Raw genomic sequence first — 19356 nt, forward strand, 5'->3', positions numbered from 1 at the left:
TATGCTTTTGCTATTGGCTGTTGTTTTTTATGGAGTATAAATTGTCAGTGTTTCGTGTTCTTAGTACCTTTGCTTTATTAGTACTAACATTAGTGTGCTCATCCGTGATGCACGCTCAAGAGCTATTTTTACTGCAGCAGTTAAAAGATAGTTATAGCCAACCTCAGTCACAATGGCCTGCCATTGAAACAGCTGATGGAAGGCAAGTTCAACAACTCGCACCATTGAGCTTAGTGAAGCCAAAACCTCTGCCATCTCAAGTTATATTGGGACGTATGTTATTTCACGACACTTCGCTATCACGTGATAAAACTGTTAGTTGTAGTAGTTGTCACGAGTCGCGATTATTGTTTGGCGATATGCGCTCACAACCAATTGGAATCGATATGCAGCGTGGCCGACGTAACTCACCAAATATTTTTGGTATCGATCATTGGCAGAGCTTTTTTTGGGACGGTAGAGCCGAAACTGCAGAGCAGCAAGCTTTGATGCCAATTGAGGATCCAAAGGAAATGGATTTTAGTGTGGAAGGGGCTTTACTGAGAATTAACTCAGAGACTAAATATCGGCCATTGATAAAAAAGGCCTTTGGGACAACAACGCTAAATCGCCAGCAACTCGCCAAAGCGATCGTAGCGTTTGAACGCACAATTATGCCAAAAGATACCTTATTTTCACGATTTATCGCTATGGTGCAACACAATCCTAAAGCTGCGATAACTATGTTGTCTGAGTCGCAACTCAAAGGACTACATCTCTACCGCACTAAAGCTAGATGTATGACTTGCCACAATGGTCCTTTACTCAGTGACAATCGATTTCATATCACAGGGTTACATGCATTTGGCCGTCGTTTAGAAGATTTAGGGCGTTACGAGCATACGCAGGATCCGAGTGATGTAGGGGCGTTTAGAACACCTTCATTGGTGATGGTTAGCCATACCGAGCCTTGGATGCATCACGGGTTATTCGTGAGTTTACCGGGAATTATTAATTTCTATAACCGAGGTGGTGCACAACCTAAGCCACGCAAAGATAGAAAACCCGATCCACTCTTTCCCACGACAACGTCGTTGCTAAAGCCACTTAAGTTGTCTAAACAGGAAAGAGAGGATTTATTGGCATTTTTAAAAATTCTTTAATGTGTAACTTACAACTATTGAATTGCCTGCGGCATTTGATGTGGTTTTGGTACCCATTGACTGGCGATGAGTGAACATGCCGCTAGTGCTGCTCCGGCGTAAAAGACCAGTGAGTTGTCGATTAACCAAATCAATCCAAATAGCGCAGGAATAAACACCGCCGCGATGTGGTTGATGCTAAAGCTAACACCAGCACTTCCTGCCAAATCTTGTGGGTCGGCAATCTTTTTAAAGTAGGTTTTTAAAGCTATCGCCATTGCAAAAAATAGATGGTCAATAACATAAAGACCTGCAGCCACAGTGCTCGATTCAACAAGCGCATAGCCAGTAAATACAGCGATTAATCCGATGTACTCCAATGTTAGTGCTCTGTGTTCACCAACACGGCCGATCCATGCGCCGATCTTCGGTGCTAAAAAGAAGTTAATCACGTGGTTTAGAATATATAGCGCGGTAACTTCGGCGACTGAATAACCAAATTTCTCCACCATTAAGAATCCCGCGAATACCACAAAGATTTGACGACGGGCGCCTGATAAAAAGGTCAGTAAATAGAACAAGCTATAGCGCTTTTTTAAAATTAACTTTTTGTGCTGTGGCGCGCCGTGATTAAACTCAGGCATGGCGAGAAATAGTATGGCAGTGAGCACAATACCGACTCCGCCTAACGCCATATAAACCCACATATAGTCAGCGTCTAATAAACTAAATGCTACCCAAACTGCGCCATAAGCTAGCAGCGCTGAAGCTGATTTTATCGATAGCAGTTTTCCGAGTTTTTCCGCCGCTTCATCGTGATTAAACCATTGTAAGGAGAGTGATTGGTTGATGGTTTCATAGTAGTGGAAACCCACCGACATCAAGATAGTTGTCGCATAGAGTCCATACACCGTGGGAAATAATCCCGTGATAGTAACGCCAATGGATAACAGTGCTAGTGAGACAACCGCAAAGGTTTGCTCTTTGAGAACTAGTAACACGAATACAGCGGTAAAGGCTAAAAAGCCTGGGACTTCACGTAGTGATTGCAGCATGCCAATTTCTGCGCCGGTGAAATTAGCGCTCTCAATCGAGAAATTATTGAGCATGGCAAGCCAAGCAGAGAAGGTCACCGACATAGTGATAGTCGCCAACGCCAAATAAACGAAGGGAGTTTGATATTTTTTAGGGATTAATGAACGCATAAATGAGAGCCAATTTAACTGTTGCCAAAAAGATAATTGATTATAAGATGGACTAACTTTGGCTGATAGTGTGAATTATGACAAAAGATATCGATAATATGACAGCTGATGGTTGGACTATTACTCAGCGCTCGAAACATCGCACATTAACTCATCCGATTATGCCCGTGCGGCGTGATATGGAGCCTATGGTGCAAGTGGTAAAGCACAGCCATAGTTGGGGGCAACTGGTTTATGCATCGCAAGGTGTGATGCAGGTTATTGCCGATGAGGGTTATCACATCGTGCCGCCGGGGCAGGCGCTGTGGCTGCCGTCTAATGTTGAGCATCAAGTGGCTAGCCGTTTTGGCGCGACTTTTCGCAACTTACATATCGATGAATCATTGTGTGGCGTGTTGGGAGACAAGGTTTATTCGTTTAACGTTGAGCCGTTATTGCGAGAAGTCATTTTAGCGATGTGCCAGTGGCCGTTTGACTATGAGATGACGGATGAGCGCGAGCGGTTGCTTGCGGTGTTAATTGATCTTCTAAAAGCTGCGCCCAAAACAGGGCTCTTTATGCCTTCAATTACTGACAAACGCTTAACGCCGATTATCGAAGCCATTACCGCCCAACCAGATAATAAAAAGACCTTGGAGCAATGGGCTAGTGAAGTCGGCGCATCGAGCCGCACATTGAATCGTTTATTTAATCAATATTTTGGTTTTGGCTTTAGTCAGTGGAAGCAAAAACTGCGAATAATTCAGTCGTTAAACTTACTCGCTGACGGACTGACTACTCAAGAAATCGCATCGACGTTGGGATATGAATCGAGTTCGGCATTTATCTATGCGTTTAAGCAGCATTTAGGTTGCTCTCCCGGCCATTATCGCAAACAAAATCAAGCGTAATCTTCGGTAGTAATTTAGGCGGAATCTCCTTACAATTGGGCCATCTCATTAGCTTTTGTATATTTTCTATCGCAGGAGCGCTTAGCCGCCTACATTGACTAAAATTCATAGCTTGGCGTCGATAATAATTATTATAAAATTAGGAATCTTGATGAAAAAATTACTAATTGCATCCCTCGCATTAGGAGCAACTGCCTGTACGACAACGGCAACTAAAGTTGCGGCGCCGGTTGCCAATCAGCCTGTTGAAGTTATTCAAGCCGCTCAGCCATTACTCAAAGGTGAGCAGCTTACCATGAAGCAAATCATGGCAGATCCTACATGGATGGGCATTGCACCAACCAACGCTCAATGGCGCGATGACAATTCGATTTTCTATTCCTTAAAACAAGCTGATTCCCCATTGTACGATGTGTTCGTACAAGCGATTGATGGCAAAGCGAAGAAACTTGGTTTGGGCGATGCTCATCTTTCGGCACAAGCTAATGGTGTTTTAAATAGCGATAAGTCACTAAAAGCCTTTACTTACCAAGGTAATATTTTCATTAAAGAGCTAAGCTCGGGCACCATCAAGCAGCTAACTCGTGACTCTTCACGTCGCTCGCAACTACAATTTCTAACCGACGGCCGCTTAGCTTACAAACAAGACAATGCTTTCTACGCCATCGATTTAGCCTCAAACAGCAATGCATTATTGGTTGAAATTAAGTTTGCCAAAGCGCCGAAAGCGCCGCAAACACCAACCACCTACATTGGCGCGCAGCAGCACCGCCTAATCAAATACGTAGCATTAGAGCAGCACAACAAAGCAGTGCGTTTCAAGCACAAGCAAGATTTAAAAGCGCAAAATAAAACAATGGCTACAGCGCCGTTTTATTTAGATCCTAAACATCGTTTAGTTGAAATGAGCCTAAGCCCGAGCGGCGATAAGTTGCTTGTGGCGACTAAAGACAAGAGCGTTTCATGGCGCAGTAAACACGACATTATGCCCAACTACCTAGGTAGCCAAGGCTATGTTGAAGCTGTTGATGCCCGTGCACGTGTGGCAGAAGCAAAACCAAATGCTCATACCTTAGTGTACATTGACGTTGCTACTCGCAAACAACAAACATTAGATTTCAGTCAACTACCGGGTTTTGATGACGATGTATTAGCCAGTGTAAAAGCGGAGAATTACGCCAAACAAGGCAAAAAGTACGTCAGTAAAAAAGCGCCGCGTAACATCACTTTGTTACCTGACTGGACATGGCGCCAAAGCGCGATGGCGTGGAACGACGATGGCTCAGCATTGGCCATTATGCTTGAAGCAAACGATAATAAAGATCGTTGGTTAACTAGCTATGATTTTGCCAATAACAAATTAAAAACGTTGCACCGTTTACACGATGATGCTTGGGTTAACTACACCTTCAACGAATTTGGTTGGTTAAATGACAACGCAAGCCTGTATTTCCTATCGGAAGAGAGTGGCTACTCGCAAGTTTATACTGTCGATTTAAAAGGTAAGATCGATCGCGTAACTAGTGGTAAATACGAAATTAGCAGCGTGACGTTAAGTGACGACGGTAAAACTATTTTCTACAAAGCGAACAAATCGCACCCTGGTAAATATGAAATCTATCGCACTGATTTAGCTACCAAGCAGCAAACTCAGCTGACTAAACTTGGCGGCATGACGGATTACAAACTTAGCCCAGCTGAAGACAAGTTATTATTAACGCATTCGTCGCTACTGCGTCATAACGACATTTACGTTGCTAGCGCGACTAAACAAGGTGAAGTTAAACGTTTAACCGATACGGTTAGCGAAGAATTTGCCAGCTACGATTGGCAAGCGCCGAAGATTGTTGCCGTACCGTCGAGTCACGGTGAGCAACCAATTTACGCTAAGATTTATTTACCACCGGGTTTTGATAGCAAAAAAGCAGAATCTTACCCAGCAGTTATCTTTAACCACGGTGCGGGTTACTTGCAAAATTCACACTATGGTTTCTCGGGTTACTTCCGTGAGTTTATGTTCCACAACTTATTAGCGCAGCAAGGCTATGTGGTTATGGATATGGATTACCGCGCTTCTAAAGGTTATGGCCGTGACTGGCGTACCGCGATTTATCGTCAAATGGGCACGCCTGAAATTCAAGATTTGGAAGATGGGGTCGATTACATGAGTAAGTACTTACAGGTTGATAAAAACCGCGTTGGTACTTACGGTGGTTCGTACGGTGGCTTTATGACATTCATGGCGCTATTCACCAAGCCTGAATTATTCCAAGCGGGTGCAGCATTACGTCCAGTAACTGATTGGGCACATTATAATGACGGCTATACTTCTAATATCTTAAACCGTCCAAACGACGATGATATTGCTTATCGCAAGAGCTCGCCGATTGAATACGCGCAAAATCTTAATAAGCCTCTGTTAATCATGGCGGGTGTATTAGATGACAACGTATTCTTCCAAGACAGCGTGCGTTTAGTTCAGCGTTTGATTGAGCTTGAGAAAGAAGATTTTGAAACGGCGATTTACCCAGTTGAGCCGCATGGCTTTAGACAACCATCGAGCTGGTTGGATGAATACCGTCGCATCTTCAAATTATTTGAAGAAAATTTAAAGAAATAGAATGAATCGTGGCATCATTATTGGTGCCACCGCTAATTAGGGTTAGTAAGGGTTACAGTGAGTCGATTAAAAAACTGGTTGTCAAAAGAAGACAAATCGTTACGTAGTGCCGAGCAAAAGTCTCGGCGCCCTGCGGCTGATGGTGATGCCAAGAGTGGCTTAAAATCAGCTGGTGTTATTGAAACGGAAACTAATTTCTATCGTTACCTCGTGAGCAAAGCATTGTTGTTGCCACAAGTGGAAGAGGTAGACACGGAAATTCCAGACAATCGAATTTTACTCGACGTAGAGCTGGCGCCAGCACTTGCTCGCCAAGCGACAAAGCAAGAGAACAAAGAGCTGTTTAACGCGCTTAAAGCGCAGTTATTCCAAGATGTTGAAGCGCGCGTTGAAAATCGTTTAACTGCGATTGATGAAGAAACCTATCACCGCTTTACAATTTCGCCGTATTTAATGGATGCAGTGAATATTGTAAATACTAAAGCCGCCTCTATTTCACGTATTAAACCCTTGGTACTAAAGCACGCGAGTGTCGTCCAAAACCTTGTTGGGGTAATGAATCGCTTTGGGTTGGTGAATCGTTCTGATGATAAACCACTGGAATCTAAAGACGCAGAATTGTGTCTGGGCTTTTTAGGCATCGAGAAACTACGAGTATTTCTACCGTATTTAATCGTCCATGAATCGCTAAAAGACACCGGCTCTAAGTTCCATCAACCATCGCGTAAAATATGGAATCACGTGCAAATTACCGCACAAGCAGCAAGTGCACTAGCAACTCTTGAAGAGGAATTAGATCCCGACGAAGTGTATATGATGGCGCTGTTTCACGAGATGGGCGCAACTATGTTGCTACATTTGGTGGATGAATGTTTCTATGAGACAAGGCGTGAACTAAGCCGCGATGCAGCTGAATCTGGCGCTTCAGAAGTGAGTCATAAGTTAGCAGAAATTACCTCGGCAGTGCCTGTGCTTGACCGCTTAATGCCTACAAAGGCCAAAGCGCTAAGTGCTGAAATTGCAGCCCGCTACAAGTTAAACTTTTTCCGTTTAGCGCCAACCTTGCAAGAATTAGCACAATCGCTGAGTATTGATGATATGGGACCTGCGGCACGCGTGATTGCTCAGGGCCGGAGTTACGCAGTATTTAAGCAAATGTATCGCGAAGAATTAATCGATAAAGTCGAAGCGACCGCATTGCTGAATTATTATCAGATTGATGCTGAGAAAATGAAACTGCTTAACAAGCAAAAATATCTCAAAGTTCCTAAGGTTGAGCCTTAGACATTCCCTGATAACACGAATTATCGTCATATTGCATCAGCTGGCACAAGTCTTTTTCTTGGGCCAGCTTTTTGTATGCGCCTTCGATTTTAGCGATGATTTCTGGCGGGGTTTGCAGGCTAACCGCAATCGAAGGAATTGACGAGAATGCGTAGCCAATCTTTTCAATACTATTGACGTCTAAGCCAATATCTATCGCCGCGCGTTGTAGTTGTAAATCTGACGCGATCACCAAATCAACGCGACCAATTTTAAGCATACCCAGCGTTTGACGGACATGAGTGACTCGACTGATATTCTCAAAACCATGGTGAGTAACGAAGGTATCGTTCGCTGTGCCTATTTGAGTGCCAATCGTTAATTGTTTCAATTTATCAGATGGAAGGTTTGTCAAATTCGATGACTTTAACGCGTAATAGTTTATATCGGCGCGCGACGGAAAACGTGCTATCCAATGGAATTTATCTTCTCGTGAGTTAGTGCGGTTAATAGTGTAGATAAGCACATTAGGTTTGGTTTGTGCTAACTGATAGCTGCGCGCCCACGGCAGAACTGCGATGGTGTAATCAATGTCGGCCAGCTCTAATATTTCTTTGACAAGCTCAGTGTGTGGGCCTTTGACTTCACCGCGTTCGACAAAGTTAAATGGCCAAAGGTTTTCTGTTACTACTAATAGCGGTTGCTTGGCATAACAACGCATGCTCAAAATTAAAATAAAGAGTAACAATAGGGCTTTTTTTATCACAGGGATCTCCGCTACAGCTTTTCTACCTTAATGCAGTCAGCTGGTGCTATCTCCATAATTTTGCATAATCCTTGTGATTTGTGAAGTGCTTGGGCCGTTTGTTGAAGCTTAGTAACGATCGCCTGAGGTGTTTGTATGCTCATAGCTATGGCGGGTTTAGAGCTAAATGCAGTGTCGATTTTTACAATATCTTGGCGCGCTAAACCATTTTGGCGAATGGCGTGAAGAATGGCATTTTCAGAGGAGATAACTAAATCAACGCGTCCACGTTTAAGCATGCCAACTGATTGAGTGATTCGTGAAACGCGACTGACTTTTTCAAACTTGTTGCGCACTAAAAAGGCATCGTTCACCGAGTCTATCAGTGCTGCTATTCGCAACTGCTTTATTGATTCTTTAGTCTGTGGTGCTAGTTTGTGATCGGCTAGCGCGTAGAAATTACTTTCTACTTTAACTGGAATGTGGGTTATCCAATGAAACTTATCGTGGCGTGAAGCGGTGTGATTAATGGTGTAAATCATGACATTGGGTTTAGTTCGAGCCATCTGATAACTGCGCGCCCACGGCAATAGCGCTAGGGTATAGTCCATGTCTGCTTGTTCTAACAATTGTTTGACTAATGTCGTGGCACTGCCCTTGATTTGATTATCTTCTAAATAATTAAATGGCCACAGATCTTCGGTGACGACTAGCAGCGGCGGTTCCGCTGATGGATTTTGGGCGGTTAAATAGCCACTGTAAAAACACAAAATTAAACAGATTAACCACTTCATGGTTTTCCCTTCGTCCTAGCTAACAGCAGTCAAAAAATCGAATAACAAAGTGTGATTTTTAATAAAAAACACAAAAAAAACTGAATTTTTTTGTAAAAAAACACAGTGACTAGCTACCGAAAATTTTGACTATTTATTCGCAACAATTCAATCGATTTGTTTATTTATTCATTTATCAATTTTATGGCGTTCATTTACGTCACAGCCACTGTCTGAATTATAGACACTTGGGAAGACATTATGCTTATTTTCTGGGATACTCTGGCCACAATTTAGAACGTTAAATGCGTTTATAAACCCAAATTAACACCATTTCCCGACAGTTAGGGAACATGTGAGAGGAGTCTTTTTTATGTCAGAGCAAATGCAAGTAACACGTGAATTATTCGATGATGTTATGGTTCCAAACTACGCGCCATCAAGCATCATTCCAGTACGTGGTGAAGGTTCTCGTGTATGGGATCAGAACGACAACGAGCTAATTGATTTCGCAGGTGGTATCGCGGTTAACTGTTTAGGTCACTGTCACCCAGCACTTGTAGCTGCTGTGAACGATCAAGCAAGCAAAATCTGGCACCTAAGTAACGTTATGACGAATGAGCCAGCGCTGCGTTTAGCAAAGAAGCTAACTGATGCAACTTTCGCCGATCGCGTTTACTACGCTAACTCTGGTGCAGAATCTAACGAAGCAGCCCTTAAGCTAGCTCGTCGTTGGGCACTAGATAACTACGGCGCAGACAAAGACCAAATCATCGCTTTCAAACAAGGTTTCCACGGTCGTACTTTCTTCACGGTAACTGTTGGTGGTCAAGAAGCTTACTCAGACGGTTTCGGTCCTAAGCCGGGCGCTGTTGAGCACGTTGCTTACAACGATTTAGAAGCGCTTAAAGCATTAATGTCAGAGCGCACTTGTGCGGTAATGATGGAGCCACTGCAAGGTGAAGGTGGTTTAGTTAGCCCAACAGCTGATTTCGTAAAAGGCGTTCGTGAGTTATGTGACGAGCACAATGCACTATTAATTTTCGATGAAGTACAAACTGGTTTTGGTCGCTTAGGTTCACTTTACGCTTACCAAGATTTAGGTGTGACTCCAGACATTCTAACTTCAGCAAAAGCACTAGGTGGCGGTTTCCCAATCGGCGCTATGCTAACGACTGCAGAGATTGCTAAGCACCTTAAGATTGGTACTCACGGTTCAACTTACGGCGGTAACCCACTAGCGTGTGCTGTTGGTGAAGCAGTAATGGATATCGTAAATACTCCTGAAGTATTAAACGGTGTTAAAGAGAAAGAAGCACAATTCCGCGCTGGTTTAGAAGCCATTAACGCAAAATACAACGCGTTTAGCGAAATCCGTGGTAAAGGTTTACTACTAGGTGCAGTACTTAACGACAAGTACCAAGGTCGCGCACGTGACTTTATGGTTGCATCTGCTGACAACGGTTTAATGGCCTTAGTTGCTGGTGCTAACATCGTTCGTTTCGCGCCGTCATTAATCATCACTGACGCTGATATCACTGAAGGTTTAGCGCGTTTTGAAAAAGCAGTAGCGCAAATCGTTAACGCTTAATAGCGTCTTCGAAAAAAGGCGAGTGCATAAACACTCGCCTTTTTTATCCTTTAGCATTCATTCACCCATCCAAGTAGAGGATCCATTATGTTGGTCATTCGTCCGATAGTCGCTGCTGACTATCCAGCGTTAATGCAAATTGCTCATGATTCAGGTGTTGGCTTTACATCTTTGCCAACTAACGAGCAATTGCTGCGCTCTCGAATCGCACATTCAGAAGAATCGTTTGCTGCCAATGCGACAAAGCCGGGCACTGAAGGTTACCTTATGGTGATGGAAGACACGGATACCGGAACTGTTGTTGGTACCTGTGGGCTTGATTCAGCAGTAGGCTTGGATAATGCGTTTTATCATTATCACTTGGGCAAAGTTGTCCATTCATCGCAAGAGCTTAAGCTGCACAACACTATTGATACGCTGACACTGTGTAATGATTACACTGGCGCTGCTGAGCTATGTACCTTGTTCTTAAGTGAGTCGGCGCGTGGTGGTAATAACGGCCGTGTTCTTTCTCGTTGTCGCTTCTTAATGTTGGCGGAATTTGGCGAGCGTTTTGGCGATAAAGTTATTGCAGAAATGCGTGGTGTGTCAGATGAAAAAGGCAATTCACCGTTTTGGGAGTGGTTAGAAGATCACTTCTTTAGCATGGACTTCCCAACGGCTGATTACTTGTCAGGCATCGGCAACAAGGTCTTTATTGCCGAGTTAATGCCGCGCTACCCGATTTACGTCAACTTGTTGAGTGACGAAGCGCAAGAAGTGATTGGTCATGTCCATGAAAAAACGCGTCCAGCGCTACGTTTATTAGAGCGTGAAGGTTTTAGATACCGCGGCTACGTCGATATTTTCGATGCTGGACCAACGGTTGAATGTGAACGTGAACAAATCAAAGCGGTGCGTGATTCTATTCGCGTGAAAGTGAAAGTTAGCGAAGTTGAAGAAGGTGCGCCTTATGTCGCCTGTAACACTGATTTCCAAAACTTCCGCGCAACTGAGGTGCACATCCACGTCGACCACGACGAAGAGTTTGCATTAATCACACGCGAACATGCCGACGCATTAAAAGTGGAAGACGGCGATATTATTCGCGTTCTTTCGCTGTAATTTATTAAGGAGCATTAAATGTCTCATCAAAATCAATTTATTAATGGCCAATGGGTTGCTGGTTTAGGCAGCGATGTAACATCAGTTAATCCAGCGAACAACGATGTAATCTGGTCTGGTCAAACGGCAACGACTGAGCAAGTTGATGCTGCAATGAAAGCGGCACGTGCAGCGTCTTTTGAGTGGGCACAAATCGGCTTTGAAGCGCGTAAAGCGATTGTTGAAAAGTTTGGCGCATTGCTTGTTGAAAACAAAGAAGAGCTAGCACACGCGATTGCTTTAGAAACGGGTAAGCCACTATGGGAAACTCGTACTGAAGCGGCGGGCATGGCTGGCAAGATTGGTATTTCAATCAAAGCACACGACGAGCGCACTGGTACAGTTGAAAATCCAGCACCGGGTGCTAAGGCGTTTATCCGTCACAAACCACACGGCGTTGTTGCGGTATTTGGTCCTTACAACTTCCCAGGTCACCTGCCAAACGGTCACATCGTTCCAGCATTACTTGCGGGTAACACTATCATCTTCAAACCAAGTGAATTAACGCCACGCGTTGGTGAGCTAACGGTTAAATTGTGGGAGCAAGCTGGCTTGCCAGCGGGTGTTATCAACTTACTACAAGGTGAAGTTGAAACTGGCGTTGCTATCGCTAATCACAATGAAATCGACGGCTTGTTCTTTACAGGTAGCTCAAATACCGGTCACCTACTGCACAAGCAATTTGCTGGTCAGCCGGGCAAAATCTTAGCGTTAGAAATGGGTGGTAATAACCCATTAATCGTTAAAGACGTAGCTAATGTTGATGGCGCAGTACACGACATCATCCAGTCGGCTTACGTAACCACAGGTCAACGCTGTGTTTGTGCACGTAAACTATTCGTTGCCAATGGCGCGGAAGGGGATGCACTGATTGAGCGTTTAGTTGAAGTGACTAAATCAATTAAAGTTGGCAACTTCGATGATGAAGACCAGCCATACATGGGTTCAATGATTAGCGAGAAAGCGGCACTTTCAATGGTTGCGGCACAAGACATGCTAATTGAGAAGGGCGCTAAGGTATTAATAAAGCTGACTCATAAAGCAGGTACTGGTTTTGTAACACCGGGTCTGGTTGATGTAACTGACTTTGCCCGTGAATTACCAGATGAAGAGCACTTTGGTCCATTACTGCAAATCATCCGTTACTCAAGCTTCGACGAAGCGATTGAACTCGCGAATAACACCAGCTTTGGTTTATCGGCAGGTTTACTGGCTGATAGCCGTGACGACTACGATTACTTCTTCGCACGTATTCGCGCAGGTATCGTTAACTGGAATAAGCAAATCACAGGCGCAAGCGGCGCTGCACCATTTGGTGGTGTTGGTGCAAGTGGTAACCACAGAGCAAGTGCTTACTATGCGGCTGATTATTGTGCTTACCCAGTTGCTTCGATGGAAGCCGATGAAGTTGTACTACCAGAAAACTTAACGCCGGGTCTGACGTTTTAATTTGGACTTAGTTGTTAGATAAAAAAGGGAGCTGCGGCTCCCTTTTTTGTTTCAGCAATGAAATAAAAGCGATGCTGTTAAACCAGTGCAGCTAAAGCATTGGAATGATGCGCAATATATTGATTGCTAATAACGAAATCAGTAATGCCTCGAAGTAGCGTTGAAAGTTCTTTTTCTCGAATAGCTTATCAAACAGCTTCATGACTCCGACCAGAATCGCCAATCCAATAGCGTATTCATACCATTCATTACCACGCCAATTAAACAGCTGGCTGATAATGAATGCCGCCAACGCGCCCATCGCAAACGCTAAAAATGAGCGTGTAAATTGATATTGTACTGACGAAAAACCAGTGACAATGACCACAGCGCTGCTGACCATTAACAAACCGACGACTAGTGTTGCCAGCATCCAGCCAAGGCCATTTGACGGTAGCTCTCCCCAAATAAAAACGAGAAACCACATAAACAAGCTAGCGCCAATGGCCTGCGAGACAGAGAAGTCTAATTTATCGCGATTCATCATTATTCCTTGTAATCCAGCTTCTTCATTAACACATCTGACTGATACTCATTTGCTGCCTGTGCTTGTTTAGCCCAGCTCTTTTTGCGCGCGAAAAGAATGCCAACTAATAGAGCTAATATCGATAAATCCAGTATTGGCAAGGCAATGAGTAAATCGCCGATAGTACCTACGTGCGCTTTGCCTGCTGCACTTGTGAAGAAAATAACAAACAGTGAAAAAATCGGTAGGGTGATCCAAAACCACCTTAAGATCCGCTTAGTGGAAAGGTTTTTCTTCGCGCCTAGGGCCTTCATCATGATAATGGCAGGGATATAAAATATCAGTGCTGAAACAGTGAGAATATTTAAGAACTGATGAGAGAGTTGAAAGCTATTCACTATCTTCTTCATTCCCAGCGCAAGATTATATAAGTTGAAGTGCTCGACAACTCCGCTACCGAGCTGCCAAGCAAAAGCCATCAATATCGCGGCTAATACGCCTAATGCGGCAGCAGAGTTAGCAAAGATATTTAAGACCGAGAGTTTACTACGGGCTTGCTGAAACTTTTGCTGCAATGCTATTAGTAATTCGTGCATCGCTTTGGTGGATTTACTGGTAATCATGCGTTTGGTGCGCAGCTCGTTGTAAGGAACAACTTTACCTTCGCGGCTAGATTCACCGCACACGTTGAATAGCGGAGAAGATGTTAAACACTTTATCTTTTGTGGTGATATTTGATTCGCTGCAAGTGCAGAAGTAGCGGCGTTATAAGTGTGTTCGGTATAGATATAATCACAATCATAAATGAGTCCGCCTAGGGTTTTAAGTTGCCCTTTGCTCGTTGCAAACTCTCCCTGTAGCGTGGCGTTACAATCGGCGGCAGTAATTTCACCGGGAATAGTGACGGTAAACGCGCCATTGTCGTGATCGGTGACTTGTTGTTTGCTCAACTGCCAAGTACCAGCATCTTGTAGTTCGAAATCGTCTTGATCACCATGCAGATAATCGTTGGTCCATGTTGTGGTTTCGAACTTGCTCCATTTATGCTTCCAGTTACCTAGTTTTGCATAAATATCAACGGTTTCAATATAGGTATTCTGACCATCACCATGACAGGTAGAACACCTGTTTTGCCCTGAACCGCCACAGCCTGAGCAGGTAACGCGATAATTTCTATAGCCATAGCGAGGTTCTTGTCTCGTCACGTAACCACGTGAGTCTCTGTATTCGTCATAACCAACGATTTCATAACGCGACTCATCGACTTGGCCTGATCCATAACACGTGCCACAAGTGACTCTGCCCCGACCACCACAAGGTGAGCAAGTGACTAGGCAAGAGTGTTCAAATACCTTTAACGGCAATTTCTTACGGTGGACAGACGCAAATAAAGAATTATTAGATAGCTCTTTGTATAGCGCATCACATACGCTTTTTCGCTGCCCATTTATCGATGACTCTATCGCTTTTTTGGAGTAACTTTTTACTTCGGCAACGCTTGAACAGTTGTAACTATTAATACCGCCTAATTCTCGAGAATTATGGGAGTAATCAATGTTAAATACAGCGGTTACCAAAATATCTTTGGCCTCTCTACGCGGAGTGCTACTCGCCGTTAAATTCAATTTGAAATTAGGCAGCCATTTATTTGTAAGCCTCGCAAAGGGACTTAAGAAAGCATCTTGATTATTATTCATGTTATTTTTTGACTAGCGAGAAGTTAAAGCGAGTTTTTTTGCCGTTGAGGGTAATCCAGCGGCGCTGTGTTTCGTAACCGGGGCTTGATACTTCAACGTCATAGCGTCCAGCCTTGAGTTTCATATTGGCACGATATTTAGGGCTAATATTCATAATTCTTACCTTGGCATTGCGTGGCAAAGTGACAATGCGTAGTGGATATTTCGCTATTTGCTGAGAAGGCGGTGGTTTCGCTACTGCTTTTTTAATTGTCGGCTTTGGTGAGCCGTTTAAGAAAATAGTAAGAATGGCTAGAACAGCCCAAATCCCTATGGCGTATTTAAATGATATCGTCACGATTTCGCTCTAGTAATGCTCGATGTGGCAATCAGTATGATGCCAAATAATTCGCTAACTCTATATTCGTATTATATTTTTTTCAATGGTTCTTTTGTATTGGAAGTTCATGAGCTCTTGGTTAGCAACCAAGCGCAATAACCAGAAGTTAATGACACGGAAATGCCCGAGCTTCAACAGGCTTAGTACTTTTTCTTTTTTGACAGTGAGCTGCGGCTCCCTTTTTTATGTCTAGATTTTTATAAAACCTACATAATAGAATTAATGTTTGACAGTGATTCAATAAACTCTATTATGTAGGTATTAATATTTACAGAGTTTACCAATGGCCAATAAAAAAACTTATCTTGGCGAATTTGAGCATTTAGTTTTGTTGAGTGTTTTGTGTTTAACGAAAGAAGCTTATGGTGTAACTATTCGCCGCCACTTAAAGGATACCATTGGACGTGAAGTGTCTATTGGCGCGCTGTATGCGACAGTAGAGCGCTTAGAGAAAAAAGGCTACATCACTTCGCAGAAAGGTGAGGCGACTGCAGCCAGAGGCGGAAAAGCGAAGCGGTATTTTCAATTGACGCCGCAAGGGCTGGCAGCAGTAGCCGAAACTAAAGAAAAACTCGAATTAATGTGGGCAAAGTTACCAGAGCTTCCCGCGATGAGTCTTGCTTGATATGGGACATCATTCGCCTCCTGCGTTAGCCAGATTAATATTAGCAGTCGTTTTACCGCGCCATTTAGTTGATGATGTATGTGGTGATCTTGAAGAAGAGTTTCAGCTGCAAATACAAGAAAAACCGAGTGTAGCTTCCGCTCAATACTGGTATTGGCATCAAGTGGTTGGTGCTAGCTGTCATTATTTATTCACCAAAACACGGGTTATTTCTGCTGTAATCTCCTTGTTCTCGATTTTCATCTTTCTCGCGCTTTATGGTGCTGTTTCATTATTATCCTATGGTGAACAAGCGTTTTTTATTGATGATTTCTGGTACAACGGCAATGTCCACTTATTGTTTTCAGAAGCAAAGTTCTGGCAAGCTATGCCTGATGCTTTGGCCTATAAATTTTCTCCGGATTTGCTACTAGACCTGACTGCTATCTGCTGGTCGTTGGTAGCATTCAGTCTATTGTTAAAATTGAGTAATGACGCTTGTTTAAGTCTATTCCAATTCTGTTGTTTAGCGGTGATCCTGATGTTGGCTCCTTATTTCTATGGCGTTATTAGTTTTCAAGTATTTCACCTTCCGACAAATCAGGTTGGGCCGCTTATCGCCTTAATGTGGTTGCCTATTCTTTATTTAATATTTCCAGTGACGTATTTAGTGACAAATAAACTTAAACGGTCGTTGCTCGAATCATATTCATTGTAAAAGTATTCACTCACTTCGTCTGAAAGGAAGTTTGCTGTGTTGATAGTTAAAAAACTGATATGCGCGCTAGTCTTGATAGTCATATTGATGTCTACAGCTTATTCTGCGGACTACCGTCTTGGCGTTGCCGCTCAGCCCCTTAAGCAAAAAATTTCGCTAAAGTTAGATCCACAACTGGACGAGTTTTCTGGCTCCACTTCGATAGAGCTGGAAATAGGTCAAGATGTCGAAGGCATAGATATTTATGCTAAAGATATCAGTATGTCGACTGTGGTTTTAAAAAGTATGACCGCAGATTTAAAGGTGGATTTAGTGCCATCAAAATCTAGTGAATATGACATAGTGACATTGCGCGGATCACAAACTATTAGTCGTGGCCGTTATCAGCTATTCATTGAGTACACGGCGCCGATAAACAATGAACCAAATGGCTTGTATAAATTTTCCGATGGCGATGAGCTCTACTTAGCGACTCAACTACAAGCGATGAAAGCAAGAACAGTGTTCCCAAGTTTCGATGAGCCATCATTTAAGATTCCATTTCAAATGGATGTAACAGCTCCTTCGACCTATCAAGTATTAGGCAACACTTCCATTCACAAAATTATTTCGCAGGGTAAGTACACGACTCATTATTTTAAACCAACGGCATCAATAAATACCGATGTCTTGGCGGTTGCGGTTGGCAAGTTCACTGCTTGGCCAATAAAGGAAATGGCGATCCCATCAACTATTTATACCATCAAGGGACAGCAGTTAGATGTTGAGGTAATCCGGCGGGATATCCCCAAAATATTTAAGCATGTCCAATCTTACTTCGACTCGGCGTACCCCTTTGAAAAGTTAGATTTTCTACTGCTCCCAGTCTATAGCGGCGCGGGAATGGAAAATGTTGGACTCATAACTTTGCATCAAGATTTAGTGACGTTCCCAAATAGTAAAAATGAGATAGGGAACTATGAATCGCACAAACTAATTGCTCATGAAATCATTCACATGTGGTTTGGTAACTTAGTAACCATGAAATGGTGGGACGATTTATGGCTCAATGAATCTTTTTCAGAATGGCTGGCGAGAAAAATAGTTAATAATCACTTTCAAGAACTCGGTGGTGAGCTAGATTTACCACAACTAGGAGCGTTCTGGGATGATACGCCATCAACGCCTGCTATTAAGCGCCAGATGAAGTCTGTTGAGGATTACAACGCTATAGGGCAAATCGTTTACACCAAGGGACATGCAATTATATCTATGGTTGAGCAGCACGTAGGTGAGTTAGCATTTAAACGCGCTATCGTTGATTACATTAAACAGTTCAGTGGTAAAAACGTCTCGTTTGAGGATTTTATTGGCTTTATGGAAAGGCATACTAATACGACGCTTTTTCCTATCTTTGACTCGTTTTTGACTAAACCACAATATCCATTGGTAACTTTAACAAGCTCAGAGCGGCAACTGCAGATTTCTCAGCAGCCATTTTCTGAAACAATATCGACTAAAGGCTCTAGCTTCGATACAACATCGATATGGCATATTCCATTGCGGATAAAATTCATAACGCAACAAGGAATTATTACTAAATCTGTTTTGCTAAACAGCAGAAGTCTAAGTATCTCGTTGCCAAAGGGCACTTATGCCGTCTTTGCGGATGGAGGCGCTTTAGGCTATTTCAGGTACCATGTGAAAGGTTTTGATACCGATTCAACCAATTGGCTTGAACACCTTACCAACAAAGAGAAACGCTCGTTATTGGCTAACAATAGTGACTTGGTGAAAGGGGATTATTTGAAATATGTTGATGCCCTAGCGCTGCAATTAAAACTGTTACAGAGTGATTTGCTCGTTCATGAGCTCGCAGTCGGTGTTATTGATGATCTGAATAGTGATTTCTATGATTTTTTACCACTCTCCTTACAGGGAGCATTTCGAGATTATTTGACGAAGGCCTTGTTAAAAACAACAACACAAATACGCTGGTACCAGCAAACAGAGGTTAGTGATGAGCTACGTGCCTCCTCATTGAGTTTCTTGGGAGCAAAGTTATTGGACAAAGATGCGATTAACTTTGCCACTTCGCACTATCAAACTGTTTTAAATAACAAATCATCACTGAGTGAATTGATGCAAAGGGCAGTTCTTGAAGTTGTTGCAAGCGATGGGACTAAAAGGGAGTTCAATCGATTTAAACAAGCTTACATGACATCCAAAAGTGAATTAACGAAAGATAAGATAATTCGCTACATGGGATACTTTTCGTATCAAAATTCCGTCGCTGATTACTACAACTTTTTATTTTCAAGCGATCTTAATACGACAGAGTTCAGAGGCTATTATTTACAATATCCAGTCTATAACCCCAAAAATAGAATCGATGCTATTAACTATTTAGAAGCTAATCTCTCCAAATTGTTTGCCAGAGTTTCTGAGGATGATAAACAATGGCAACCTTATAGTTTTGCATCTGGTTGCTCAATGGAATTACGCCGTAAATTAAATCTGATTTATCAGCCTTACTTCAAGGAAGTTAAAGGATTAAAAGAAAAACTGCACAACGTAAATCACATGATTAGCAGCTGTGAAAAGATGCAAAGATCTAATCATCCTCAACTAGAAGCATTATTGCTGAAGCATTAAATTATCTGTGACAGATTGA

At 43.0% G+C, this 19356-nt stretch carries 16 protein-coding genes; 10 read left to right on the forward strand and 6 right to left on the reverse strand.

All coding sequences use genetic code 11. The features are described 5' to 3' along the window. Positions 1-47: 47 nt before the first annotated feature. Entirely contained in the window at positions 48-1142 is a 1095-nt protein-coding gene (locus MHM98_RS14435; protein ID WP_239440124.1) for a cytochrome c peroxidase, read from the forward strand. A gap of 14 nt (positions 1143-1156) precedes the next feature. Here the strand turns inward: MHM98_RS14435 and MHM98_RS14440 are convergent, their stop codons facing one another. Next, positions 1157-2326 carry an MFS transporter gene (locus MHM98_RS14440; RefSeq protein WP_239440060.1) on the reverse strand — a complete coding sequence of 390 codons (1170 nt, stop codon included), beginning with the start codon at positions 2324-2326 and terminating at the stop codon, positions 1157-1159. A 77-nt stretch (positions 2327-2403) separates the two neighbouring features. Here MHM98_RS14440 and MHM98_RS14445 point away from each other — a divergent pair, with 77 nt between their 5' ends. From MHM98_RS14445 to MHM98_RS18960, 3 genes are all read left to right on the forward strand, one after another. After that, complete coding sequence (locus MHM98_RS14445) at positions 2404-3216, forward strand: helix-turn-helix transcriptional regulator (protein ID WP_239440061.1); 813 nt, start codon at positions 2404-2406, stop codon at positions 3214-3216. A gap of 151 nt (positions 3217-3367) precedes the next feature. Next, complete coding sequence (locus MHM98_RS14450; RefSeq protein ID WP_239440062.1) at positions 3368-5836, forward strand: prolyl oligopeptidase family serine peptidase; 2469 nt, start codon at positions 3368-3370, stop codon at positions 5834-5836. Positions 5837-5893: 57 nt separating this feature from the next. After that, positions 5894-7120, forward strand: a complete 1227-nt coding sequence (locus MHM98_RS18960) for an HDOD domain-containing protein (protein ID WP_239440063.1) — start codon at positions 5894-5896, stop codon at positions 7118-7120. Here MHM98_RS18960 and MHM98_RS14460 read toward each other — a convergent pair. Beyond that, positions 7104-7865 carry a transporter substrate-binding domain-containing protein gene (locus tag MHM98_RS14460; RefSeq protein ID WP_239440064.1) on the reverse strand — a complete coding sequence of 254 codons (762 nt, stop codon included), beginning with the start codon at positions 7863-7865 and terminating at the stop codon, positions 7104-7106. The genes MHM98_RS18960 and MHM98_RS14460 overlap by 17 nt on opposite strands. A gap of 11 nt (positions 7866-7876) precedes the next feature. Continuing rightward, complete coding sequence (locus MHM98_RS14465; RefSeq protein WP_239440065.1) at positions 7877-8638, reverse strand: transporter substrate-binding domain-containing protein; 762 nt, start codon at positions 8636-8638, stop codon at positions 7877-7879. A gap of 364 nt (positions 8639-9002) precedes the next feature. Between MHM98_RS14465 and MHM98_RS14470 the strand changes: the two genes are divergently transcribed. The 3 genes from MHM98_RS14470 to astD all read left to right on the forward strand — a co-directional run bounded on the left by MHM98_RS14470 (position 9003) and on the right by astD (position 12800). Then, positions 9003-10208, forward strand: coding sequence for an aspartate aminotransferase family protein (locus MHM98_RS14470; RefSeq protein ID WP_275441627.1), 1206 nt, complete (start codon positions 9003-9005; stop codon positions 10206-10208). An 87-nt stretch (positions 10209-10295) separates the two neighbouring features. After that, positions 10296-11312, forward strand: coding sequence for an arginine N-succinyltransferase (gene astA, locus MHM98_RS14475; RefSeq protein WP_239440067.1), 1017 nt, complete (start codon positions 10296-10298; stop codon positions 11310-11312). An 18-nt stretch (positions 11313-11330) separates the two neighbouring features. Beyond that, positions 11331-12800, forward strand: coding sequence for a succinylglutamate-semialdehyde dehydrogenase (gene astD, locus MHM98_RS14480; RefSeq protein WP_239440068.1), 1470 nt, complete (start codon positions 11331-11333; stop codon positions 12798-12800). 91 nt (positions 12801-12891) lie between these two features. Here astD and MHM98_RS14485 read toward each other — a convergent pair whose 3' ends face one another. From MHM98_RS14485 to MHM98_RS18965, 3 genes are read right to left on the reverse strand one after another with little or no spacing between them, the layout of a single operon-like run. Beyond that, entirely contained in the window at positions 12892-13323 is a 432-nt protein-coding gene (locus MHM98_RS14485) for a hypothetical protein (protein WP_239440069.1), read from the reverse strand. A 2-nt stretch (positions 13324-13325) separates the two neighbouring features. Further along, positions 13326-15002: a hypothetical protein gene (locus MHM98_RS14490; RefSeq protein WP_239440070.1), complete on the reverse strand. Its 1677-nt coding sequence runs from the start codon at positions 15000-15002 to the stop codon at positions 13326-13328. Between the two features lies 1 nt (position 15003). Then, positions 15004-15339 carry a carboxypeptidase-like regulatory domain-containing protein gene (locus MHM98_RS18965; RefSeq protein ID WP_239440071.1) on the reverse strand — a complete coding sequence of 112 codons (336 nt, stop codon included), beginning with the start codon at positions 15337-15339 and terminating at the stop codon, positions 15004-15006. Between the two features lie 325 nt (positions 15340-15664). Here MHM98_RS18965 and MHM98_RS14500 point away from each other — a divergent pair, with 325 nt between their 5' ends. From MHM98_RS14500 to MHM98_RS14510, 3 genes are all read left to right on the forward strand, one after another. Further along, the gene (locus MHM98_RS14500; protein ID WP_239440072.1) at positions 15665-16006 is read left to right on the forward strand and encodes a PadR family transcriptional regulator; all 342 of its coding nucleotides are present in this window, start codon (positions 15665-15667) and stop codon (positions 16004-16006) included. 1 nt (position 16007) lies between these two features. Continuing rightward, entirely contained in the window at positions 16008-16703 is a 696-nt protein-coding gene (locus tag MHM98_RS14505) for a hypothetical protein (protein WP_239440073.1), read from the forward strand. Positions 16704-16790: 87 nt separating this feature from the next. Beyond that, positions 16791-19337: a M1 family metallopeptidase gene (locus tag MHM98_RS14510; RefSeq protein ID WP_239440074.1), complete on the forward strand. Its 2547-nt coding sequence runs from the start codon at positions 16791-16793 to the stop codon at positions 19335-19337. The last annotated feature ends 19 nt before the right edge of the window (positions 19338-19356 follow it).

Source organism: Psychrobium sp. MM17-31 (assembly GCF_022347785.1).
Classification (GTDB): Bacteria; Pseudomonadota; Gammaproteobacteria; order Enterobacterales; family Psychrobiaceae; genus Psychrobium.